This is a genomic window from Microbacterium sp. 22296 (assembly GCF_052045385.1).
GTDB lineage: Bacteria > Actinomycetota > Actinomycetes > Actinomycetales > Microbacteriaceae > Microbacterium.
Map to the genome: position 1 here is coordinate 24,906 of NZ_JBQEOS010000004.1, position 22,044 is coordinate 46,949.

General features: G+C 71.1%; 17 protein-coding genes. 6 read left to right on the top strand and 11 right to left on the bottom strand.

Annotation, left to right across the window (positions count from 1 at the left end; genetic code table 11):
* Positions 1-22: 22 nt before the first annotated feature.
* Together ACTJJP_RS09295 and ACTJJP_RS09300 are read right to left on the bottom strand one after the other, a co-directional pair.
* Positions 23-1,075, bottom strand: a complete 1,053-nt coding sequence (locus ACTJJP_RS09295) for an ABC transporter permease (RefSeq protein ID WP_440774732.1) — start codon at positions 1,073-1,075, stop codon at positions 23-25.
* Complete coding sequence (locus ACTJJP_RS09300; RefSeq protein WP_440774733.1) at positions 1,072-2,592, bottom strand: sugar ABC transporter ATP-binding protein; 1,521 nt, start codon at positions 2,590-2,592, stop codon at positions 1,072-1,074. Before ACTJJP_RS09300 ends, ACTJJP_RS09295 begins: the two co-directional genes overlap by 4 nt.
* 265 nt (positions 2,593-2,857) lie before the next feature.
* Here ACTJJP_RS09300 and ACTJJP_RS09305 point away from each other — a divergent pair, with 265 nt between their 5' ends.
* The 3 genes from ACTJJP_RS09305 to ACTJJP_RS09315 all read left to right on the top strand — a co-directional run bounded on the left by ACTJJP_RS09305 (position 2,858) and on the right by ACTJJP_RS09315 (position 6,233).
* Entirely contained in the window at positions 2,858-3,907 is a 1,050-nt protein-coding gene (locus ACTJJP_RS09305; protein ID WP_440774734.1) for a substrate-binding domain-containing protein, read from the top strand.
* Between the two features lie 92 nt (positions 3,908-3,999).
* Positions 4,000-5,187, top strand: a complete 1,188-nt coding sequence (locus ACTJJP_RS09310; RefSeq protein WP_440775085.1) for a Gfo/Idh/MocA family protein — start codon at positions 4,000-4,002, stop codon at positions 5,185-5,187.
* A gap of 41 nt (positions 5,188-5,228) precedes the next feature.
* Positions 5,229-6,233: a sugar phosphate isomerase/epimerase family protein gene (locus tag ACTJJP_RS09315; protein ID WP_440774735.1), complete on the top strand. Its 1,005-nt coding sequence runs from the start codon at positions 5,229-5,231 to the stop codon at positions 6,231-6,233.
* 406 nt (positions 6,234-6,639) lie between these two features.
* Here ACTJJP_RS09315 and ACTJJP_RS09320 read toward each other — a convergent pair whose 3' ends face one another.
* The 7 genes from ACTJJP_RS09320 to ACTJJP_RS09350 form a co-directional block, all read right to left on the bottom strand.
* Positions 6,640-8,022 (bottom strand): nucleotide pyrophosphatase/phosphodiesterase family protein, encoded by a 1,383-nt coding sequence (locus tag ACTJJP_RS09320; protein WP_440774736.1) that lies wholly within the window; start codon positions 8,020-8,022, stop codon positions 6,640-6,642.
* Entirely contained in the window at positions 8,019-9,305 is a 1,287-nt protein-coding gene (gene eboE, locus ACTJJP_RS09325; protein WP_440774737.1) for a metabolite traffic protein EboE, read from the bottom strand. Before eboE ends, ACTJJP_RS09320 begins: the two co-directional genes overlap by 4 nt.
* Positions 9,305-10,189 carry a TatD family hydrolase gene (locus ACTJJP_RS09330; RefSeq protein ID WP_440774738.1) on the bottom strand — a complete coding sequence of 295 codons (885 nt, stop codon included), beginning with the start codon at positions 10,187-10,189 and terminating at the stop codon, positions 9,305-9,307. Before ACTJJP_RS09330 ends, eboE begins: the two co-directional genes overlap by 1 nt.
* Position 10,190: 1 nt before the next feature.
* Positions 10,191-11,807 (bottom strand): EboA domain-containing protein, encoded by a 1,617-nt coding sequence (locus tag ACTJJP_RS09335; RefSeq protein ID WP_440774739.1) that lies wholly within the window; start codon positions 11,805-11,807, stop codon positions 10,191-10,193.
* Positions 11,804-12,670: an SCO3242 family prenyltransferase gene (locus ACTJJP_RS09340; RefSeq protein WP_440774740.1), complete on the bottom strand. Its 867-nt coding sequence runs from the start codon at positions 12,668-12,670 to the stop codon at positions 11,804-11,806. The genes ACTJJP_RS09335 and ACTJJP_RS09340 overlap by 4 nt, the downstream gene beginning before the upstream one ends.
* Positions 12,667-13,866, bottom strand: coding sequence for an inositol-3-phosphate synthase (locus tag ACTJJP_RS09345; protein ID WP_440774741.1), 1,200 nt, complete (start codon positions 13,864-13,866; stop codon positions 12,667-12,669). The genes ACTJJP_RS09340 and ACTJJP_RS09345 overlap by 4 nt, the downstream gene beginning before the upstream one ends.
* 424 nt (positions 13,867-14,290) lie before the next feature.
* On the bottom strand, positions 14,291-15,154 hold the full coding sequence (locus ACTJJP_RS09350; protein ID WP_440774742.1) for an alpha/beta fold hydrolase: 864 nt from the start codon (positions 15,152-15,154) through the stop codon (positions 14,291-14,293).
* A gap of 242 nt (positions 15,155-15,396) precedes the next feature.
* Here ACTJJP_RS09350 and ACTJJP_RS09355 point away from each other — a divergent pair, with 242 nt between their 5' ends.
* The 3 genes from ACTJJP_RS09355 (at position 15,397) to ACTJJP_RS09365 (ending at position 19,064) form a co-directional block, all read left to right on the top strand.
* Positions 15,397-15,858, top strand: a complete 462-nt coding sequence (locus ACTJJP_RS09355) for a MarR family winged helix-turn-helix transcriptional regulator (protein WP_440774743.1) — start codon at positions 15,397-15,399, stop codon at positions 15,856-15,858.
* Between the two features lie 8 nt (positions 15,859-15,866).
* A complete protein-coding gene (locus ACTJJP_RS09360) occupies positions 15,867-17,228 on the top strand; it encodes an MFS transporter (protein ID WP_440775086.1) in 1,362 nt (453 codons plus the stop codon).
* 225 nt (positions 17,229-17,453) lie between these two features.
* The gene (locus tag ACTJJP_RS09365; protein WP_440774744.1) at positions 17,454-19,064 is read left to right on the top strand and encodes an MFS transporter; all 1,611 of its coding nucleotides are present in this window, start codon (positions 17,454-17,456) and stop codon (positions 19,062-19,064) included.
* Positions 19,065-19,167: 103 nt separating this feature from the next.
* Here ACTJJP_RS09365 and ACTJJP_RS09370 read toward each other — a convergent pair whose 3' ends face one another.
* Together ACTJJP_RS09370 and ACTJJP_RS09375 are read right to left on the bottom strand one after the other, a co-directional pair.
* The gene (locus tag ACTJJP_RS09370; RefSeq protein WP_440774745.1) at positions 19,168-20,445 is read right to left on the bottom strand and encodes an alpha-hydroxy acid oxidase; all 1,278 of its coding nucleotides are present in this window, start codon (positions 20,443-20,445) and stop codon (positions 19,168-19,170) included.
* A 64-nt stretch (positions 20,446-20,509) separates the two neighbouring features.
* Positions 20,510-21,982, bottom strand: a complete 1,473-nt coding sequence (locus ACTJJP_RS09375) for an MDR family MFS transporter (protein ID WP_440774746.1) — start codon at positions 21,980-21,982, stop codon at positions 20,510-20,512.
* Between the last annotated feature and the right edge of the window lie 62 nt (positions 21,983-22,044).

Consider the following 22,044-nt stretch of genomic DNA (forward strand, 5'->3'; position numbering starts at 1 on the left):
CCGCCGCCGGCACAAGGTCTCGTCAGCTCCGTCCAGGAGGGCGGGCGAAGCGCTGCTGCAGCAGCACCGCGACCACGATGATGACACCTTTCGCCACCGCCTGGACCGAGGAGGAGAGATTGTTCTGGATGAACACGTTCGTGAGCGTCGCGAAGATCAGGACGCCGAACACGGTGCCGGTGATCGTGCCCCGCCCGCCCACGAGGAGCGTCCCGCCGACGACGACCGCCGCGATGACGTCGAGCTCGAGGAGCTGGCCGTTGGTGGAGCTTCCGGCGGTGGTGCGTCCGAGGAACATCACACCGGCGATACCGGAGGCCAGGCCCACGAGCACGTAGAGCCACATGACGTGACGCTTGACGTTGATCCCCGCCAGGCGCGCGGCCTCGCGGTTTCCGCCGATGGCGATGGTGCGACGACCGAACGTGGTGCGGTTCAGCAGCACCCAGCCGAGCACCGCCACGATCGCGAAGATCCAGACGAGCATGTTCACGCCGAGGATGTCGGAGTTCATGAAGGTGATGAAACTGCGGTCCTCGACGACGAGGGTACGGCGCTCGGCGAGGATCTCGGCGAGACCTCGCGCCCCCACGAGCATCGCGAGAGTGGCCATGAACGCCACGACGTTGCCGTACGCGATGACGATGCCGTTGATCAGGCCCGCGGCCGCGCCCACGGCGAGCGCGAAGATCACGAAGACGATCCAGTGCATCGAATCGGCGAGGTCCTGCACGACGGCCAGGGTGCCGACGACGGATGCGAGGCCCACGACGGATCCGACGGACAGGTCGATGCCGCCGGCGATGATGACGAGGGTCATGGCGATGGCCACGACGCCGGTGATCGAGGCCTGGCGGAGGATCACGAAGATGTTGTCGACCGTGAGGAAGGTCCCCGGAGCGGAGATGGCTCCGACGATCATCATCACCACGAGGGCGACGACGAGGCCGATGTTGCGACCGGCGGATCCGGAGAAGAACGCCCGAACGGGCGATGTCGATGACGGGGCGGCCGGCGTCGCGCCGGCCTCGGCGGGAACCGTGCGCACACGGGTCGGGGTGGTCGGCTCGCTCACGCGGCGGATCCTTTCATGACGAGGTCGAGCACGCCGTGCTCGTCGATCTGGTGGGAGGGGAGCGTGCGGAGGATCTGACCGTCGGCCACGACGAGCACGACGTCGGCGAGGCCCAGGACTTCTTCGATCTCACTGGAGACCACGACGACGGCGTTACCGGCGGCGGCGAGGTCGCGGATGAGTGCGTAGATCTCGGCGCGTGCGCCGACGTCGACGCCGCGGGTGGGCTCGTCGAGAAGCAGTACGTCGGTACCGTGGATGAGCCAGCGGGCGAGGAGGATCTTCTGCTGGTTGCCGCCGGAGAGCGTGCGTGCCGCGCGGTCGGGGTCGGCGGGGCGCAGTTCGAGGGCGTCGATCTGCTCCGCGGCGACGCGTCGCGCGGAGCGGTCGTCGAGGAAGCCACCCTTGGCGAAGCGCGACATCGACGCGAGCGTGGCGTTGACGTAGATGGGCTCGTCGAGCACGAGGCCCTGACTCTTGCGCTCCTCGGGGGACAGACCCACCCCGGCGCGGACCGCGGCGAACACGGAGCCGCGCGGAAGGGTGCGCCCCTTGACGCTGACGCTGCCGCCCGAGGAACGGCGGGCTCCGTAGACCGTCTCGAGGATCTCGGAGCGACCCGACCCGACGAGACCGGCCAGTCCCACCACTTCCCCCGCGCGGACGCTGAAGGACACGTCGGAGAAGACACCGGGAAGGGAGAGGTCCTTCACATCGAGCACCACGGGCGCGTCGGCGGCGATGGGGGCACGTTCGGGGAAGACGTTGGTGATCTCGCGACCGGTCATGAGGCGGATGAGCTCGGACGTGGGCGTCTCTGCGGCGGGGAGTCCCACCGCGGTCGTGCGTCCGTCCTTGAGCACGGTGATCCGGTCGCCGATCTCGCGGATCTCCTCGAGGCGGTGCGTGATGTAGACGACCGCGATGCCCTCGGAGGTGAGTTCCCGCACGACGGCGAAGAGGTTCTTCACCTCTTCGCTGTCGAGCACGGCCGACGGCTCGTCCATGATGATGAGCTTGATGTCGTGCGAGAGGGCACGCGCCATGCTCACGATCTGCTTGTTGGCGGCGCTGAGCGAGCCGACCTCGGTGTGCGGCGACAGGCTCGCGTGCCCCAGGCGGCGCAGCAGCTCGGTGGTCTGTCGCGCGGCGGCGGAGCGCTTCGTGAAGCCGCCCCGGGCGAGCTCGTGTCCGAGGAAGATGTTCTCGGCGATCGTGAGACCGTCGACGACGTCGAGCTCCTGGTACATCGTGGCGATGCCGAGGTCGATCGCCGCCTGCGGGTCGGCGATCTCGACGCCCTCGCCCTGCCAGGTGATCGTGCCGCCGTCGGGCCGGTGGACCCCCGCGAGCGTCTTGATGAGGGTGGACTTGCCTGCGCCGTTCTGGCCGAGTACGCAGTGCACCTCACCGGCGCGGACGTCGAGGTCGACGCCGCGCAGGGCGTGCACCCCGGCGAAGGACTTCGTGACGCCGTGGACGTGGAGTAATGACGACGCATGGTCAACTTTGATCACGGAGCGAACATAACACGCCACATCTCCGACGCGCGACACGCATAAATGCGAGGGGGGCGCGGCGACTCCCTTCCGCCTCGGCCGCACACGGCGCGGGCAAGCGGGCTGATGACGGGGCGTTCCGCGACTTTTATCAGCGGAATATCAAAAGTTGACTACCGAACCGATACTTCTGCTAGCGTGAGCGGCGTCAGAGTGGACCCTTCCTTCGGGACGACCCGCGTCCGCGACGACCCCCGCTGCATCACATTCAAGGAGGAAGTACATGCGCTCACAGATGAAGTCGCGTTCCCGTCTCGTTCTCACCGGAGTCGCCGTCCTCGCGTCGGTCGGCCTGCTCGCCGGTTGCACGGGCTCGAACAACGACGCTGAGAACGTCGTCGACCAGGGCACCAGCACCGAGGAGAACGCCGCCACCGGCGACACCGTCACGATCGGCTTCTCCGGCCCCGCCGCCGACCACGGATGGCTCGGCGCCATCAACTCGGGCGCACTCGCCGCCGCCGAGAGCTTCCCCGACGTCGACCTGCAGGTCGCCGAGGGCACCAACGACGTCAACGCGCAGATCGCCGCCGTCGAGACCTTCATCAACAACGGCGTGGATGCCATCGTGCTGCTGCCCAGTGACGGCGCCGCCCTGACCGAGGTCGCGATCAAGGCGATGGAGGCCGGCATCCCGGTCATCAACGTCGACCGCGAGTTCTCGAGCCCGTTCGCCGCCCGCTCGACCGTGCTCGGTGACAACTACGGCATGGGCGTCAGCGCCGGCACCTACATCTGCGCGCAGCTCGAGGGCAACAGCGACGCCGTCGTCGCCGAGATCGCCGGCATCGACTCGCTGCCGCTGACCCAGGACCGCTCGGCCGGCTTCGCCGACGCCCTGTCGGACTGCGGTCTCGAGGTCGGCCCGCGCGTCGCCGCCGACTTCACCGTGCAGGGAGGGGAGTCGTCCACCTCGCAGCTGCTCTCGGCCAACCCGAAGATCGACGCCATCTGGAACCACGACGACGACCAGGGCATCGGCGTGCTGGCCGCCATCACGGCGTCGGGTCGCGACGAGTTCTTCATGGTCGGCGGCGCCGGTAGCCGCAACGCCATGGAGGCCATCGAGGCCGGCGACACCCCGCTGCAGGCGACGGTCATCTACCCCTCGACGCAGGCCGCCGACGGCATCGCGCTCGCGCGCCTCATCGCCCAGGGCAAGACCGCGGGCGACCTCATCACCCCGAGCGTGCCCAACCGCATCGTGCTGGACGCACCGGTCGTGACGAAGGACAACGTGGCGTCCTTCATCGATCTGTCGTTCGAGTCCTGATCTGGTCCGGGGCGTCCGCGCTCGCCGCGGGCGCCCCGTCCTCGTTCCCCCCACAGAAAGACCTCATCGTGACCCAGCACCTTCGCATCGCCATGATCGGCGCGGGCTTCATGGGCGCCGCGCACTCCCAGGGATGGCGCGTCGCTCCCCGCTTCTTCGATCTCCCCCTCGCCCCCGAGATGAGCGTCCTCGTCGGGCGCGATGCCGCTCGCACCCGGGCCGCCGCCGAGACCTGGGGGTGGACCGAGAGCTCGACCGACTGGCGCGAGGTGCTCGAGCGCGACGACATCGACGTCGTCGACATCGTCACCCCCGGCGACACGCACGCCGAGATCGCCATCGCCGCCCTCGAGGCCGGCAAGCACGTGCTGTGCGAGAAGCCCCTCGCCAACACCGTCGACGAGGCCCGACGGATGGCGGATGCCGCGGCGACCGCCGCCGAGAACGGCATCCGGTCGATGGTGGGGTTCACCTACCGTCGCCTTCCCGCCACGACCTTCGCGCGCGACCTCATCGCCGCCGGTCGCCTGGGCGAGATCCGTCAGGTGCGCGCCGAATACCTGCAGGACTGGCTGAGCGACGCCGAAGCGCCGCTGACGTGGCGCCTGCAGAAGGACCGCGCCGGCTCCGGCGCCCTCGGGGACATCGGCGCGCACGCCGTCGACATCACCGAGTTCATGACCGGCCAGCGACTCATCCGCGTCGCCGGCGTCCTCGAGACGATCGTCGCCGAGCGTCCGGTGCTGGCGGCGTCCTCGGGGCTGTCGGGTTCGGCCGGCGCCGAGCGCGGCGCCGTGACCGTCGACGACCTCGCCCTGTTCACCGGGCGCCTCGAATCCGGTGCCCTCGCGTCGTTCGAGGCCTCCCGCTTCCGCCTCGGCCGCAAGAACGGTCTGCGCGTCGAGATCGCCGGCTCCCTCGGCGCGCTCTCGTTCGACCTCGAGAGCCCCAACGAACTGCACTACTACGACGCCACCCTCCCCGACACCGAGCAGGGCTTCCGCCGCATCCTGGTGACCGAGCCCGGCCACCCCTACGCCGGCTCCTGGTGGCCCACGGGTCACATGCTCGGCTACGAGCACGGCTTCTCGCACCAGGCGAAGGACTTCGTCGAAGCGGTCGCTGCGGGCGCCGACCCCCGCCCCTCGTTCGCCGACGGCCTGCACGTGCAGGAGGTTCTGGATGCCGTGGTGCGCAGCTCCGACGCGGACGGCGTGTGGACGGGCGTCGAGGCGGCGACGGCTGTCGCTTCCGCCGACCGCGTGCTCGCGGCATCCTGAATCGCATCCCCCCGACTCCCCCCGATGAGAGGACTTCCGCGATGACGCGACCGATCACGCTGTTCACCGGCCAGTGGGCCGACCTGCCCTTCGACGAGGTCGCGCGCCTCGCCGGCGAGTGGGGCTACGACGGCCTCGAGATCGCCTGCTGGGGCGACCACCTCGACCCGTGGCGCTGGGAGGACGACGCCTACGTGCAGGGCAAGCTCGACGTGCTCGCGCGCAACGGCCTGAAGGTGTGGACGATCTCGAACCACCTCAAGGGCCAGGTCGTCTGCGACGACCCGATCGACCAGCGTCACCGCGACATCGTGTCCGACCGGGTGTGGGGCGACGGCGACCCGGAGGGCGTGCGTCAGCGCGCCGCCGAGGAGCTGAAGAACACGGCGCGCCTGGCATCCAAGCTGGGGGTGAAGACCGTGACCGGCTTCACCGGATCGAGCATCTGGAAGTACGTCGCGATGTTCCCGCCCGCCACCGAACAGATGGTGGATGCCGGATACCAGGACTTCGCGGACCGCTGGAACCCGATCCTCGACGTCTTCGACGAGGTCGGGGTGCGCTTCGCCCACGAGGTGCACCCCTCGGAGATCGCCTACGACTACTGGACGACGAAGCGGGCGCTCGAAGCGATCGGCCACCGCGACGCGTTCGGGCTGAACTGGGACCCCTCGCACATGGTGTGGCAGGACATCGATCCGGTCGCGTTCCTGTGGGACTTCCAGGACAAGATCTTCCACGTGCACTGCAAGGACACGAAGAAGCGCCTCGGCAACGGCCGCAACGGCCGACTGTCGTCGCACCTGCCGTGGGCCGACCCGCGCCGCGGCTGGGACTTCATCTCCACCGGCCACGGCGACGTGCCGTGGGAGGACGCGTTCCGCATGCTGAACGCCATCGGCTACGACGGCCCCCTGTCGGTCGAGTGGGAGGACGCGGGAATGGACCGTCTGATCGGGGCGCCCGAGGCGCTCGGATTCGTGAGGAAGCTGTCGACGTTCGAGCCTTCGGGTGCGGCGTTCGACGCGGCGTTCAGCCAGCGCTGAACGGGGGGCTGCGGAAGCGAGCCACGGAAGGGCCGGGTGTGTAGGGCGCCCGGCCCTTCCGTCTGCCCGGTGGCGCGTCGCGGCGGTCGCTGAGCCGGTCGTAGCAACCGGAACCGTCGCGCTCCGCCCCGGGCGCGGGCCCGAGCGGACACAACGCAGGAGATTCGGCGCCGTGACCCCGTCCTGGCCGCTCGGTGAGCCTAGGTGAGCCGGGAACTCCTGCGTTGTGTCCGAAGCGACGTCGATGGAGCGCTGCGGCAAAGCCCCGGGACGTGCATGGACCACCGGGACCGCTCTCGGCGGACGCGCGGACACAATGCAGGAGATCCGGTCGTGCGACCACGGCCCGGCTGCTCGGCGAGCGGATGTCCGACAGAAACTCCTGCGTTGTGCCCGGCGGCGCGCCTCAGACGCCGAGCCCCCGCAGCACCAGGTCGCGGACCGCAGCGGCGGGTACCGCCTCCACGTCGGGGAGCAGCCCGGGGTCGCTGGTCAGGACCACCGGTGCATCCTGGCGCGAGGAGGGCAGGCGGCCGTGGGTGCCGCGCACGCACGTGGGATCGAGCGGAACGGTGCTCATGGCGTAGCGCAGGCCCAGCTTCTTCTTCACCAGGTTCGCCCCGGCCTTCGCCTTGGCGAGGCGGTCTGCGGGGTCGAAGAACAGCTCGGCGGGGTCGTACCCGGGCTTGCGGTGGATGTCGACGCCGCGTGCGTACTCGGGCGCGCGGTCGTCGTCGAGCCAGAAGTAGTAGGTGAACCAGGCTCCGGGCTCCGCCACGACGACCAGCTCGCCGGAGCGCTCGTGATCCAGGCCGTAGCGCGCCTGGGCCTCGCGGTCGAGCACCTCGTCGACGCCCTCGAGTCCGCGCAGCAGCGCCGCGACGCGCGGGAGGTCCGCGGCATCCGGGACGTAGACGTGCGCCACCTGGTGGTCGGCGACGGCGAAGGCGCGCGAGGTCCAGGGGTCGAGCTGCTCGCGGCCGTCCTGCACGTAGACCTCGAGCAGTCCCTCGCGGCGCAGAGCCCGGTTGACGTCGACCGGGCGCTGCGCCTGCTCGATGCCGTACTCCGACACCGCGACGACGGTGTAGCCGCGGTCGAGGGCGTCGCCGAGCAGCCGCGCGATGGTGTCGTCGAGCTCGCGGGCGGCGCGTTCGGCCTCGGCGCCGTTCGGTCCGAAGCGCTGCAGGTCGTAGTCGAGGTGCGGCAGGTACGCCATCGCGAGGTCGGGGGCGGGCCCCCACCTCTCGGTGATCATGCCGCGCGTCGCCTCGGCGAGCCAGGCGCTGCTGCGGATGGTCGCGGTCGGACCCCAGTACTGGAAGAGCGGGAACTCCCCCAGCGCACCGACGAGCCGGTCGTGCAGGGCGGCCGGGCGCACGTACGCGTCGGGGCTCTTGCGTCCGTCGGCGTGGTAGATCGGCCGCGGGGTGACCGTGACGTCGGTCGTCGCGCCCATCGCGAACCACCAGCCGAGATTGGCGGTGCGCAGCTCGGGGCGCGAACGGCGGGCGGTCTCCCACACCTTCTCCCCCGCGACGAGCGTGTTGTGCTGGCGCCACAGCAGCGGATCGCCGAGGCCGCGGAAGTACCACCCGTTGCCGACGATGCCGTGATCGCGCGGCGCGAGGCCGGTGAGCATCGTCGACTGCACGCTGCACGTGACGGCCGGGAGGATCGTGTCGAGCCCGACCTGACCGCCCGAGCGGCCGAGGGCGCTGAGCCGCGGCATCGCGGCGAGCGCGCGGGGGGTGAGCCCCACGATGTCGAGGAGAAGGACCTTGCTCATGCGCGGCTCCTGCCGTCGATTCCGGATGCCGTCGCGGCGAAGTCCTCGCGAGCCGATTGCCCGCCGGATGCCGTGGCTCCGACCATGGCGACCGCGCTCGGCGAGGGCGTGGCGATCCCGGATGCCACGGCACCGGCCGGCGCGGCATCCGGGTCCGCACCGGTCACCGCGTGCGGGACGTGCGCGCGCACCCAACGCAGCTCCGCGGCGATGCCGTCGACGAGCGTCGCGGGCTGCAGGGAGGCGGGCAGCACCGACCAGGTGTACGTCTCGACGTCGAGGTGCGCGTCGTCGCCACCCGGCGCGGCCAGGACGGCGTCGACGGCGGCGAGGAGCACCTCGGTCGTGGCGCGCAAGGGCGCCTCCGGCCGGGCGTGCAGAGGAATGTGCACATGCACGCGCCACGGCTGATCCGTCGGCCACGGTTCGCGGGCGGCGAGCACCTCGGGCAGGTCGTCGGCGGCGTGCGTGCCGCGTGCGGAACGCACCTGGTGCACGTAGCGCTCCTCGGCGAACGGCTGGAGCGCCGCGACCGAACGCGGGTCGGAGGGGTCGGGGACCTCGAGTGCCACCGACGCCTGCACCTTAACAATGCGCACGCCCGCGGCGGTCGCCGCGGCGACGACGGCGGCCGGGTCCGCGAACGACACGGCGAGGTGACAGGTGTCCAGGCACAGCCCGAGCAGGCCGTCGGCGACGAGGTCCGGGCGGGCGCCGAGCCAGGCCACGACGTCGGCGACGTCGTCGAGGATGCACCCGGGCTCGGGCTCGATCCCCACGCGCACCGTGCGACCGGTCTCGCGCTCGATGGCGGCGAGACCCGCGACCAGGCGGGTCAGCGCCTCTTCGGCGGCGGCGTCGGCGGTGGCATCCCATCCCTCCCGCCAGCCGAGCGGAAGCGTCGAGATGCTGCCCGCGGCACCGGGCGGCAGCAGCGCCGCCAGCGCACGCGCGCAGTCCAGGGTGTAGTCGAGGCGCTCGGGCGTGGTCCAGTCGGGCCGGTAGACCGCGAGCTTGACGACATCGTCGTGGAACCCGCGGTAGGGGAAGGCGTTCACCGTGCGCAACTCCAGACCGTTGCGCTCGAGGGCGTCGGCGAGCAGGCCCCGAGCGGAGGCGTCGTGGGCCAGGACGGATGCCGCGCCCGCCGGCATCCACAGGCCGACGCCGAGCCGGTCGAGGCCGGCCGCGCGGCGCACCGGGCCCGCGTGCTCGTCGAGCTGACGGACGATTCCGGCGAGGTCCTCGGCGGGATGGACGTTGGTGCAATAGGAGAGGTGCATCAGGCTCCCCGCCGCGAGGCCGTGCCGCGCAGCACCGAGTTGCCCTCGAACAGGTCGGGGCCCTGGCTGGCCGGCGCGAAGCCCTCGATCGGGTCGGTGACGACGCGGCCGCTCTGCGCGTAGAAGTCGCGGGGGTTGCGCCACAGGATGCGGTCGACGTCGTCGTCGCTGAATCCCGCGTCGAGCATGGCCAGCCCCGTCTTCGCCGTCTTGAGCGGATCGGAGCGTCCCCAGTCGGCGGCGGAGTTGACGATCACGCGGTCGAGGCCGATTCGCTGCATGATCGCGACCACGCGCTGCTCGTCCATCTTGGTGTCGGGGTAGATCGAGAAACCCATCCACGCGCCGCTGTCGGCGACGGCGTCGACGCAGGTCTCGTTGAGGTGGTCGACGAGCACGTGCCCCATCGGGATACCGGACTCCGCGACGACCTCGAGGGTGCGCTGCGTGCCGACGGCCTTGTCGCGGTGCGGGGTGTGCACGAGGACGGGGAGGTCGAACTCGATCCCGAGCGCGAGGTGCTGGCCGAGGATCTCGTCCTCCTCGGGCGTCATCGAGTCGTAGCCCGTCTCGCCCACCGCGACGACGCCGTCCTTGGCGAGGTAGTGGGGCAGCTCCGACATCACCTCGCGGCAGCGCGGGTCGTTCGCCTCTTTGGGGTTGAGGGCGATGGTGCAGTGATGACGGATGCCGAACTGGGCCGCCCGGAACCTCTCCCATCCGATCAGCGTGTCGAAGTAGTCCAGGAACGACCCGACGCTCGTGCGCGGCTGCCCGAGCCAGAACGCCGGCTCCACCAGGGCGCGCACGCCGGCGTCATACATGGCCTCGTAGTCGTCGGTGGTGCGCGCCGTCATGTGGATGTGGGGGTCGAAGATGCGCATATCAGGCCCTTTCGCGAGCGAGCAGGAGGGTGAGGTCATCGGGTACCGCGCGACCGGCGGCGCGGCGCTCCTCGGCGAAGCGAGCGGCCATCGCGGCGAGCTCGTCGTCGGCGCGGGCGTCCAGTTCTGCGACCACGGACAGGGGGATGCCGAGGAAGACGCACTTCAGCACGCCGTGACGCCACGCGTGGTCGTCGAGATGGGTCGCGGCGAAAGACCCGAGGGCCGCGGCGACGAGGCGCGTGTCGTTGGCGCGGAGGGCGTCGACGACCAGGTCGACGCCGGCGTCGCGCCACACCGGAGCGGGAGCGGCGATCGCGTCGAGCCCGCGCAGCACCCCGCGGCGCTCGGCGTCGTCACCGCGCCGGTAGAGGGCGGCGGCGACGGCGGGGTCGGCACCGCTGTCGGCCAGGGCGGCGACGATCGCGGCCCGCGCGGCGTCGTCGGCGGTCGGCGCGAAGGGGTCCGCGGAGAGGGGTTCGCGCCCCACCTCGCGGCCGGCGGAGGCGAACAGACGCGCGGCGCGGGTGGCATCCGCTCGCACGTCCTCGGCGGCGCGGGCCGTCCAGGGGTGCATGACCCGCCGGTCGGAGGTGGGAGGAGCGGAGGGCGTGGGAAGAGCGGAGTGCAGGGAGGACTCGCGGGGTCCTCCCCCGGGCCCCGACCCTCCCGTCGTCACGGGCGTCGCATCACGAGAGGACATCCCGGGAGCGGAGGATGCCACGGCCCCGCGCGGTCCTCCCGCCACCGAGTCCCCTCCTGCTGACGGGGCAGCGGTCGCATCCGCCGCCGCGACGAGCGCCGCCATGCTCGATCGCGCGAGCGCCGGCGCCGCGTGCGCGTGCCGGGGCAGTTCCACGGCGACGACGCCGCGGTAGTCGATCTCGCGGAGGGCGGCGAGGGCGGCATCCAGGTCGAGGACCCCCTCGCCGAAGGGGAGGTGTTCGTGCGCGTGCGGGAGCATGTCGTCGGCCTGCACGTTGCGGAGCAGTGCGCCCGCGGCGCGCAGCGCTCCGACCACTCCGTCGGGTTCGACGACGACGCAGTGCCCCAGGTCGACGGTGATGCCGAGGATCGCAGGATGCCCGATGCGGGCGCGTACGGCCAGGGCGTCGGCGACGGTCTCGACCACCATGCCGGGTTCGGGCTCGAGGGCGAGAGGCACGCCCGCCTCCGCGGCGAAACCGCAGAGCTCGAGCAGGCGTTCGTCGAGCAGAACGCGTGCGGCGTCGATCGAGACGTCGTCGGGAAGGACGCCGCTCCACAGCGACACGCACTCCGCCTCGAGGATCGCGGCGATCTCGATCGCGCGGCGGAGGAACACCATCCGCGGCTCGGCGTTGCGGTCGACGAGGGTCGGACGGTGCTTGCGCACGGGGTCGAGCAGGTAGCGGGTGCCGGTCTCGACGACGACCCGCATGCCCCGACGGCGGAGGTCCGCAGCCTGCGCCTCGGCCCGGGCTCGCCAGTCGGAGGCGAACGGGTCGAGGTGAGGGTGGCCGAGCGTGAGGGCGACGGCGGTGTACCCCTCACCCTGCATCACGTCGAGCGCCGCGGGCAGCGGGTGATCGGTGAAGCCGTTGGTGCCGTATCCCCAGCTCCAGGGCACGTCGTTCATGTGATGTCTCCTCGCGAGCGGCGGCGCCCGAGAGCGAAGCCGACGGCCTCGACGCCCAGCAGCGCGAGGGTGGCGGTCGTCGAACCGGCGCGGGCGGCCAGGGCGGCCTGCAACGGCACGACGGCGCGGATGCCCGCCCGGGTGGCTGTCCGCGCGTGCGCCGCGTCGGGGTCTCGGGCGACGGCGAGGTGCCCCGGCAGCACGGCGGCGAGGTAGCGGGCGCCGCCGAGGGCTGCGGCCGCCCGGTCGCCCGGGCCCGCGAGACCGGATGCCGCGACGGCGACGCCCGCGGCCACCGCGGCGCGTCCGGTGGCCCGGGTCGACCCGTCGACCTCGCCGCGCGAGACGGCGGTGACGGCGACGGTGTGGGCGGCGACGGCACCGGCCGGAAGGAGCGCTCGGCGCCACCCCGGTCCCGCTGCGCCCATCATCACGTCGAGCCCGCGGCAGGCGGCCATCACCACCGGACCCGCGGCCGTGGGCTTGAAGACGACGTCGTAGGCCCACAGCGCGCCCGCGAGCGCGAGCGACACCGCACCCGCGCGACGCCCGGCGACGAACGCGGAACCGATGCCGACCAGCGTGAGCCCGACGCCGACGGCGAGAGCGCGCGACCGCGAGATGCGCCCCGACGGGATGGGGCGCTCCGGTCGCTCGACGGCGTCGAGGTCGGCATCCGCCCAGTCGTTCAGGGCCATGCCGGCGCTGTACAGGCACACCGACGACACCGCCAGGACACTCGCGCGCACCACTCCGTCGCCGCTCGGACCGCGCGCGCTGAGGGCGCCGACGAGCGCGTCGCCCAGGACGGTCAGCGACGCGGGGGCGCGGACGAGGTCGAGGTAGTCCCGCGCCCCTGTCACGGTGCGGCGACCCGCGCCGCAGCCACCGCGGCCGCCGTCTCGTGCACCCACGCGACGTACTGCGCCGTCTGGTCGCCGAAGCCGTGCACGTCGCTGCCCCAGGGGTCTTTGAAGAAGCAGCCGAGGGCGGGGACGACGCCGGCGTGACCGGCGCGGGTGGCCAGCGACAGCGATCGCACGAGGTCGATCACCAGGGGCGCGGCGAGCGCGGAGTCGTACGCGCTCCACGTCGTCTGCAGGGTGACGCGGCTGCCGAGGAATCCGGTCGCGCTCACGTGGTCCCACGCGGTCTTGACGTCGCCGAGGTCGGGGACGTTGTCGATGTGCAAGGGGGTGACGACGTCGTCGCCGACGAGGGCGTGCAGTCCGCGGTTCTTCGACACGAGCTTCGAGCGCACGGCCTCCGGGTCGGCCAGGGTGGCGCCGTCGCCGCCGCCGAGCAGGTTCGTCCCCGCCCAGGACTGCACGCGGAACCCGCGGGCGGTGAACATCGGCGCGAGCACCGTGCGCAGCAGCGTCTCGCCCGTCTTGCCGTCTTGCCCTGCGTACGCGATGCCCGCGCGCTCGGCGCGGGCGCGCAGGACGGGGAGATTCAGGGATGCCGAGGGGGTGAACGCGGCGTACGCGGCACCCGCCGCGATGGCGGCGAGGGCGGCGCGGGAGCTCGGCGGGAGCACGCGCACGCCCGGGGTGGTGAGGGCGGTTTGCAGCACTCCGTCGTCGTCGAAACCGGGGTGGTACGGCGGGAGCGGCTCGGTCGAGGAGACGTCGATCACGACGACCTCCCGCAGACCGTGACGGTCGCGGAAGTCGACGATGTCGGCGGCGAGAAGGTCGATCTCCTCCTGCTGCGTGGTGGTGAGCGCGGGCACCGCGCGGAGGTTCTCCTCGGTGGCGCGGAGCCGCTCGCGCACAGCCTCGACGAGGGCCGCGGGGAACATGCCGCCGGCCGCGAGGTGCTCGGCACGCTCTTCGAGCGGGGTCGTGGAGATGTCGTGACCGCCGACGACGATGTCGGCGATCTCCGGGAACTCTTCGACGCGAACGGCGTCGGTTTCCGTGGTGAGGCCGACCGGCGCAGCTGCTCCGACGGCGAGGGCGTGGATGCCGATCGTCGCCGTCGTGGCGAGCGATCCTCGTGCGCCGATGAACCAGGCGCCGACGCCGGCGGTGGGGGTGGTGTCCGAAGTGTTCACGCGGGATCCGTTCTTCGTTGAGGGACGTGACGATCCGGGCGCGCGCGATCGACCGGTCGGAGGACCGGAAGAGGGACGCGCCTCAGGGGGGATGGCGGGCGGTTCGGGTGTGCGGGGCGGGACTCGTCTTCGAGGCGTCCCGGCCCTCCCGACAGTACCGAGACTTTTGCGGGATAGCAACCAAAAGGTGCAGCCATTAGGCGCAATAATTGCGCGATGGCCGGGCGTGTACGTGACGGCCGCCGCGGAGGCGCCCCCTAGCGGACATGACCGCTTCCGACTCTCCCCCGGACGCCCTCACCCCCGCAGGCTGGAGACGTCGGTCCGATGCGTCACCGCTTCGGTCGATGCCGCCGATGGGGGGAGAGGGGCCGGGCGCCGAGGGGATCTCGTCCCCTCTCAGACGGCCCCGTCCCCGCGCTGCTCAGCGCGAAGACGGCGCGGCACGGGGCGGCACGCGCGCGTCGAGCCAGGCGAGCAGGTCGGCGCGCACCTGGGCCTGCTGCACCTCGGCGAAGATCTCGTGGCGAGCGCCCGGGTAGACCTTCGTCGTCACGTCGGTCAGACCGGCACGATCACGGTAGGCGTCCGCCAGCTTGTGCACGCTGCGGGGGCCGCCGACGGTGTCGTCGCGCCCGACCATGAGGAGGATCGGCACGTCCCGGCCGAGATCCCGCCGCGGACGACCGAACAGCTTCGCCGCCTCGATCGGCCCGAACAGGCGCAGCAGGGGCACCGACGTGGTCAGCGGGTCGTCGACGAAGTCGCGACCGACCTGCTCGTCACTCGACAGCCACTGCATCCCCGACCCGCGCAGGTGCTTCCACGGGCCGTTCAGGTCTCCGGCGTTCAGGGAGCCCGGCCAGCGCAGGGCCGACCCGCTCAGCACGACGGCGTCGAAGGCGTCCGGATGCCGATCCAGCAGCATCTGCGCCAGGAATGACCCCCACGAGTGCCCGAGGAGCACGAGGGGCAGGCCGGGGTGCTCTTCGCCGATGCGCTGCGTCAGGGTCCAGATCGCGTCGCGCGCGGCATCCATCCCACCGGGGCCGAGGCGACCGAGCTTGCCGTGGTCGCCGCCCCACTGCCGGAGGCCGGTGCGTCCGTGGCCGCGGTGGTCGTCCGCGTAGACGGTGTACCCCGCGGCGACGAGGGCCTCGATCAGGGCGGCGTACCGACCCGCGTGCTCCCCCACGCCGTGCAGGAGCTGCACCACCGCGCGCGGCTCGGCCGCCTCGTGGACGTAATAGACGATCGGGATGCCGTAGGCGTCGACGAACTCGGGCATGGGCCGAGTGTACGACGGCGATGCGCCGGCGACCCCGGGGCGCCGTGCGACGGAGGGGGGCTGAACCCGTCGAAGCCCCCGGGACTCGCAGAACGCAGGGGGCTGAGCCCGTCGAAGCCCCCGGGACTCGCAGAACGCAGGGGGCTGAGCCCGTCGAAGCCCCCGGACCCTCCGCGGGACGGTCGGGAGCGTGGCATCCATTCCCTTAGCAGGACTAATGAGTTAGGCTAACGATCAGGAATATGAATGACAGCGTCGACGAATCCCCCCTCACCGACAACATTCCTGACCACAGCGCCGCAGCTTCCGAGCTGCGCATGGCGACGTTCCGACTGGCTCGCCGCCTCCGGGCGCAACGAGCCGTCGACACCATGAGCGACGGGCAGTTCGCCGTCCTCGCCGCGCTGACGGTGCACGGCGCGCACACGCTCGGCCAACTGGCCGATCGTGAGCGCGTCACCGCGCCGTCGATGAATCGCACCGTCTCCCTGCTCGAGGAAGCCGGCTACATCACACGCATCCCGGATGCCGTCGATCGCCGTCGGGTGAGCATCGACCTCACCGACTACGGCCGCACGATCGTCGACGAGACGGTGCGGCGGCGCGACGCCTTCCTCGAGGAGTCGCTCGCCGAGCTGACCGCCGACGAGAGGGAGACGCTGGCCCGCGCGGCCCTGATCATGAGGAAGGTGGCCGACAGGTGAGCACATCGATGTTCCGGTCGCTGTCGATCTTCAACTACCGCGTCTGGTTCATCGGAGCACTCGTCTCCAACATCGGCGCCTGGATGCAGGCCACCGCCCAGAACTGGGTGGTGCTCACCCAGCTCACCGACAACGACGCCGCCGCGATGGGCGTCACGATGGCCCTTCAGTTCGCCCCGCCCCTCCTGCTGGTCGGTGTCACCGGGTGGGTGGCCGATCGCTTCGACCGCCGCAAGCTCATCATGTGCACGCAGGGCGCCCTCCTCGTGCTCGCGGTGAGTCTCGGCGCCCTGCTGCTCGCCGGAGCGATGACCCTCCCCCTCATGTACGGCTTCGCGCTGGCCCTCGGTGTGGTGACGGCGTTCGACAACCCCGCACGACAGGCGTTCGTGTCCGACCTCGTCTCGCAGGAAAACGCCTCCAACGCCGTGGCCTTGAACGCCGCGTCGTTCAACACCGCCCGCCTGATCGGCCCGGCCGTCGCGGGTGTGATGATCGTGCTCGTCGGTACCGGGTGGGTGTTCCTCGTCAACGCCGTGACGTTCCTGGCGATGCTGGGTGCGCTGCTCGTCATGCGCCCGCACGAACTCGTCGCCCGCGCCAAGCGGAACGGACCCGCTCGCCTCGCCGACGGTTTCCGCTACGTCGCGCGCCGACCCGACCTGGTGGTCATCTTCGTCATGGTGTTCCTCTTGGGCGCCTTCGGCATGAACTTCCCGATCTTCGCCTCGACGATGGCCCTCGAATTCGGTCGAGGCGCCGACGGCTTCGGCCTGCTCAGTTCGTTCGTCGCCATCGGCTCGCTCGCGGGAGCGCTTCTCGCCGCCCGCCGCGAACGGGCGCGGATGCGCGTCGTGGTCATCGGCACCGGCGGCTTCGCCGTGGCATCCGCCCTCTCGGTGCTCGCCCCCAGCTACGCGACGTATGCCGCCACGCTGGTGCTCACCGGCTTCTGCGTCGTGACGACGCTCACCACCGCCAACGGGTATGTGCAGACCACCACCGATCCGTCACTGCGCGGCCGGGTGATCGCCCTCTACATGGCGATCCTGCTCGGCGGCACCCCCGTCGGCGCTCCGATCGTCGGCGCCGTGGCCACGGCGTTCGGACCGCGCACGGCGATCGGGCTCGCCGCCGCCGTCGCTCTGCTCGCCTGCGGGATCGGCGTTGCGTGGACGCTGGCGTCGGGACGCGTGCACCGCCACGAGACGAAGCGCTTCCGCCTCACCGTGGACGAGACGCGGCCGGTGGAGATCATCCCCGCCGAACCCGAGGATTTCAGCGACGAGATCGCCGGCACGACGCCGATCCCGATGCCGCCGGGCGAGCACGTCTCGCGCCCCGCGCACCGCCCCCGCCACGGCACCTGATCGACCCCCGGCCATCCGGCGCCCGTCCGCCTCCGGCGAGGTCCCGCTCGAAGATTCGGGGCGCATCCCGCCCGTTGGGGCGAGGATCTCGCGCGCCGACAGCACCCCGAACCACCGCCCGCCACGCCTGAAGCACCGATCGCGACCCGATCCGAGGTTGCGCACCGGAACCCCCGCCCCGCGCACCCCCTCCCGGACAGCCTTATAGCTAGATAAGCTAGCGATATGACCGGGAACCAGGCATCCCGCCGGTGGGCGGGACTCGTTTTCATCAGCATCGCCGTCTCGCTGATCATCGTCGACTCGACGATCGTCAACGTGGCCGTCCCCTCGATCGTCGAGGAGCTGAAGATCTCCTCGACCGAGGTTCAGTGGGTCCAAGAGGCCTACACCCTCGTCTTCGCGTCGTTCCTTCTCGTGTTCGGCAGTCTCGCCGACCGATTCGGTCGCCGACGGCTGATGCTGCTGGGCGTCGTCATCTTCGCCGGAGCCTCCGTCGCCGCGGCCCTCGCCCCCACGGGTGGTCTGCTGATCCTCTCGCGCCTCGTGCAGGGCGTGGGCGGGGCGATGATCCTTCCGACGACCCTGTCGATCATCAACGCCACCTTCCGCGGACGCGAGCGCGGCATCGCCTTCGCCGTCTGGGGTTCGACCATCGGCGGTATGGCGGCCGTCGGCCCCCTGCTCGGCGGCTGGCTGACCACGGCGTTCTCGTGGCGGTGGGCGTTCGGCATCAACATCCCGCTCGGCGTGATCATCGTGATCGGCGTCCTGCTCACCGTCGCCGAGTCGCGCAGCGACCGGGTCGCGCGGATCGACGGCGTCGGCGCCCTGCTGTCCGTGCTCACGATGGCCCCGCTCGTCTTCGGCCTCATCGAGGGACGCACGTACGGATGGTGGACCGTCGCCACCGCCCCGACCATCGGCGACTGGACCTGGCCGTTCTCGCTGTCTCCCGTGCCCCTCGCGTTCGCGGTCGCCGCGGTCGCCCTGATCGCCTTCATCGCGTGGGGACTGCGTCGCCAACGCCAGGGCCGCTCGACGCTGCTCGCCTTCGACCTGTTCCGCATCACGTCGTTCCGCAACGGCAACATCGCCGCCGCCGTCGTGTCGCTGGGCGAGTTCGGCATCATCCTCGCGCTGCCGCTGTGGCTGCAGTTCGTCGTCGGCTTCGACGCCCTGCAGACGGGCCTGTTGCTGCTGTCGATGGCGATCGGCTCGTTCGTGGCCAGCGGCATCGCGGGGGCGCTGAGCGGGAAAGTCGCGCCGGTATGGATCGTGCGCGGGGGCCTCTTGGCCGAGATCATCGGCGTGGGCGGCGTCGCGTTCACCATCGGTCCGGATGCCACGTGGGGACCGCTCATCCCCTTCCTCTTCGTGTACGGCGTCGGCGTGGGCCTCGCGACAGCGCAGCTCACGGGCGTCGTCCTGGCCGACGTCCCGCCGTCGGCGAGCGGCCAGGCCTCGGGCACGCAGTCGACGTCGCGCCAGCTGGGTGCTGCCCTCGGCGTCGCGATCCTCGGCACCGTGCTCTTCTCGACGACCGCGGGGGTGTTGGCATCCACTCTCGACGGTCGCGGCATCCCCGCGGCCGAGCGCGATCAGGTGGTCTCGCAGGTCGTCGACAGCGCCGGGGCGGCCATCGCCGGCCTCGCCGCGTCGCCCGAGACGCAGGATCTGGCGATCAACGCCCGCGCGGCCTTCAGCGACGGCACGCGCGCCGCGGCCTTCACCGCTGCGGCCTTCCTGACCCTCGGTCTCGCCTCGACCCTGACGCTCGGCGCGGGCGCCTCGCGGCGCGAGACCGATGAAGCACGAACCGGTGAGGCGGTCTGAGTGCCGCGCGCGCACCCTCCGCGATGTGCACGAGCTCAGCCCGGAACGCCCGAAACGGGCTGAAGTCACGCGAATCGCTGAGGTTATGAACTCCGGCGGGCTGTCACACCCGCGCGTCGGCCGCCTGGTCGGCCACCGGCACGAGGCGGGTGAGCTGCGTGACGTGCCGCGGTTCGAGCTCGTCGAGCGACGAGACTCCGAGGAGGGTCATCGTGCGTTCGATCTCGCTGCGCAGGATCGCGATGGTGCGGTCGACGCCCCGACGCCCACCGGCCATGAGGCCGTAGAGGTAGGCGCGGCCGATGAGGGTGAACTTCGCCCCCAGGGCGATGGATGCCACGATGTCGGCGCCGTTCATGATCCCGGTGTCGACCATGACCGTGGCGTCCTTCCCCACCTCGCGCACGACCTTCGGCAGCAGGTGGAAGGGGATGGGCGCGCGGTCGAGCTGGCGGCCGCCGTGGTTGGACAGCACGATGCCGTCGACGCCGAGGTCCACCAGACGCGCGGCGTCGGCGACGTTCTGCACGCCCTTGACGACGATGTTGCCCGGCCACATGCCGCGGATGACGTCGAGGTCGTCGTAGCTGATCGTGGGGTCCATCGCGGCGTTCAGCAGTTCGCCGACCGTGCCGCCGGTGGTGCTCAGCGAGGCGAACTCGAGCTTGGGGGTGGTGAGGAAGTCGATCCACCACCACGGGCGCGGGATCGCATTGACGATCGTGCCGACGGTCAGCTGCGGGGGGATCGAGAAGCCGTTGCGCTTGTCGCGCAGGCGCGCTCCGGCGATCGGGGTGTCGACGGTGAACTGCAGGGTGTCGAACCCAGCCTTGGCGGCCCGCTCGACGAGACCGTACGAGATGGCGCGGTCCTTCATGACGTACAGCTGGAACCAGTTCCTCCCGGGGATCGGTCCCTGAGGCTCTCGAAGGGTGGCCGCCTTCACGTCCTCGATGGAGGTCGTGCCGAGGGTCGACAGGGTGAACGGGATGCCGGCGGCCGCCGCCGCGGAGGCCCCCGCGGTCTCGCCCTCGGTCTGCATCAGACGCGTGAAGCCCGTGGGCGCGATCCCGAAGGGCAGGGCGGAGGGACCGCCGAGGATCTCGCACGAGGTGTCGACGTTCGCCGCGGGACGCAGGATGTCGGGGTGGAACTCCACGTCTTCGAACGCACGACGAGCGCGGTCGAGCGACAGCTCGCCCTCGGCGGCGCCGTCGGTGTAGTCGAACGCCGCCTTCGGGGTGCGGCGCTTCGCGATCGTGCGGAGGTCGGCGATCGTCAGCGCCGCGTCGAGGCGGCGCTTTCGCGCGTCGAGCTCGGGCTTTTTGAACTGCATGAGCTCGAGGAGCTCGCCGACTTTGGGGAGCTGGCGCTGAACCATGGGGGTTCTCTCTTTCGTGTGGTCTGACCACATGTTACGCCCGCGAGAGCCCCCAGGACCAGCATCAGTGGGCCGGCATCGCCTCCGCGCCCTCAACCTGGGTCGGCGTCCGCACGAACGCCGCGAGCACGATGACCGCGAGCGACAGGCACGCCGCGACGAAGAAGGCGGAGTGGATGCCGGCGGCCGTGGCATCCACGACCGACGCGCCCTGATCGGCGACGGCCGCCGCCGATCCCACCGTCATCAGCGTGACGAAGACCGCGGTGCCGGCAGCTCCCGCGAGTTGCTGCACCGTGGAGACGATCGCCGAGCCGTGCGGGTACAGCTCGCGCGGGAGCGAACCGAGCGCCGAGGTCATCAACGGGGTGAACATGAACGCCAGACCAAGGCTCAGGACGCAGTGCACCGCGATGACGAAGCCGATGGGCGTCGCGACCGAGAGCGTCGAGAAGCCCCACAGCGCGGCGCTCGCGACGATCGCGCCGGGCAGCACGAGCGGTCGTGCGCCGAAGCGATCGAAGAGGTTACCGACGATCGGGGCCATGAGGCCCATGACCAGGCCGCCGGGCAGAAGCATCAGGCCCGTCGGCAGGGTGCCGAGGCCGAGGACGTTCTGCAGGTAGAGCGGCAGCAGGATGAGCACGCCGAACAGCGTCGTCATCGCCACCACGACGAGGATCACCGCGATGGTGAAGGCCGAGTGGCGGAAGACCTCGAGGTTCAGCAGCACCCGGTCGGTCGCTCCCAGGCGCAGCTGACGCACGACGAACGCGGCGAGCGCGACGACTCCCACGACCAGCGGGATCCACACGGGAACGATCTCGTGCCCACCGGCGGCCTCGCCGATGCTCGACAGACCGAAGATGATGCCGCCGAAGGCGAGGGCCGAGAGCACAACCGAGGTGACGTCGAGGGTGACCCGGCGCGTATCGGTGAGGTTCTGCACCCACCGGGCACCGAGAGCGATCGCGACCAGCGCGATCGGCACCATGACGATGAACATCGCACGCCACGGGAACACCGACAGGATCAGGCCCGACACGGTGGGGCCGACCGCGGGGGCGACCGAGATCACGATCGAGATGAGCCCCATCATGCGGCCGCGACGATGGGCGGGCACGACGTTGAGCACCGTCGTGAACAGCAGCGGAATCATGATGGCGGTGCCCGAGGCCTGCACGACGCGACCGAGCAGCAGCACGCCGAACCCGGGGGCGATCGCGGCGATCACGGTACCGAGGGTGAACAACCCCATCGCGGTGAAGAAGAGCGTCCGCAGCGGGAAGCGCTGGATGAGGAAACCGGTGGCCGGGATGACGACGGCCATGGTCAGCAAGAACGCCGTGGTGAGCCATTGTGCGGTGGCGGCGGTGATGTCGAGCTCGCGCATGAGCTCGGGAAGCGCGACGCCCATGATCGTCTCGTTGAGGATGACGACGAATGCGGCGACGACGAGGAGGGCGATAACCGCGCCCGGTCGGGCGGCGGCCTTTCCGGGCGGGGCGGCGGTGGGGACGGTTCCGGTGGCGACCATGGTGGTCCAATCTGAGCAGAGCAAGACAAGTTGGCAGACACTGCCAATAAGACATCGACTAC

Coding starts and splice junctions, on each gene's coding strand:
- ACTJJP_RS09335 (WP_440774739.1), bottom strand. CDS start 11,807: ATGAACGACGTGCCCTGGAGCTGGGGATACGGCACCAACGGCTTCACC.
- ACTJJP_RS09320 (WP_440774736.1), bottom strand. CDS start 8,022: ATGAGCAAGGTCCTTCTCCTCGACATCGTGGGGCTCACCCCCCGCGCG.
- ACTJJP_RS09355 (WP_440774743.1), top strand. CDS start 15,397: ATGAATGACAGCGTCGACGAATCCCCCCTCACCGACAACATTCCTGAC.
- ACTJJP_RS09305 (WP_440774734.1), top strand. CDS start 2,858: ATGCGCTCACAGATGAAGTCGCGTTCCCGTCTCGTTCTCACCGGAGTC.
- ACTJJP_RS09350 (WP_440774742.1), bottom strand. CDS start 15,154: ATGCCCGAGTTCGTCGACGCCTACGGCATCCCGATCGTCTATTACGTC.
- ACTJJP_RS09370 (WP_440774745.1), bottom strand. CDS start 20,445: ATGGTTCAGCGCCAGCTCCCCAAAGTCGGCGAGCTCCTCGAGCTCATG.
- ACTJJP_RS09330 (WP_440774738.1), bottom strand. CDS start 10,189: ATGCGCATCTTCGACCCCCACATCCACATGACGGCGCGCACCACCGAC.
- ACTJJP_RS09365 (WP_440774744.1), top strand. CDS start 17,454: ATGACCGGGAACCAGGCATCCCGCCGGTGGGCGGGACTCGTTTTCATC.
- ACTJJP_RS09360 (WP_440775086.1), top strand. CDS start 15,867: ATGTTCCGGTCGCTGTCGATCTTCAACTACCGCGTCTGGTTCATCGGA.
- ACTJJP_RS09375 (WP_440774746.1), bottom strand. CDS start 21,982: ATGGTCGCCACCGGAACCGTCCCCACCGCCGCCCCGCCCGGAAAGGCC.
- ACTJJP_RS09310 (WP_440775085.1), top strand. CDS start 4,000: ATGATCGGCGCGGGCTTCATGGGCGCCGCGCACTCCCAGGGATGGCGC.
- ACTJJP_RS09315 (WP_440774735.1), top strand. CDS start 5,229: ATGACGCGACCGATCACGCTGTTCACCGGCCAGTGGGCCGACCTGCCC.
- eboE (WP_440774737.1), bottom strand. CDS start 9,305: ATGCACCTCTCCTATTGCACCAACGTCCATCCCGCCGAGGACCTCGCC.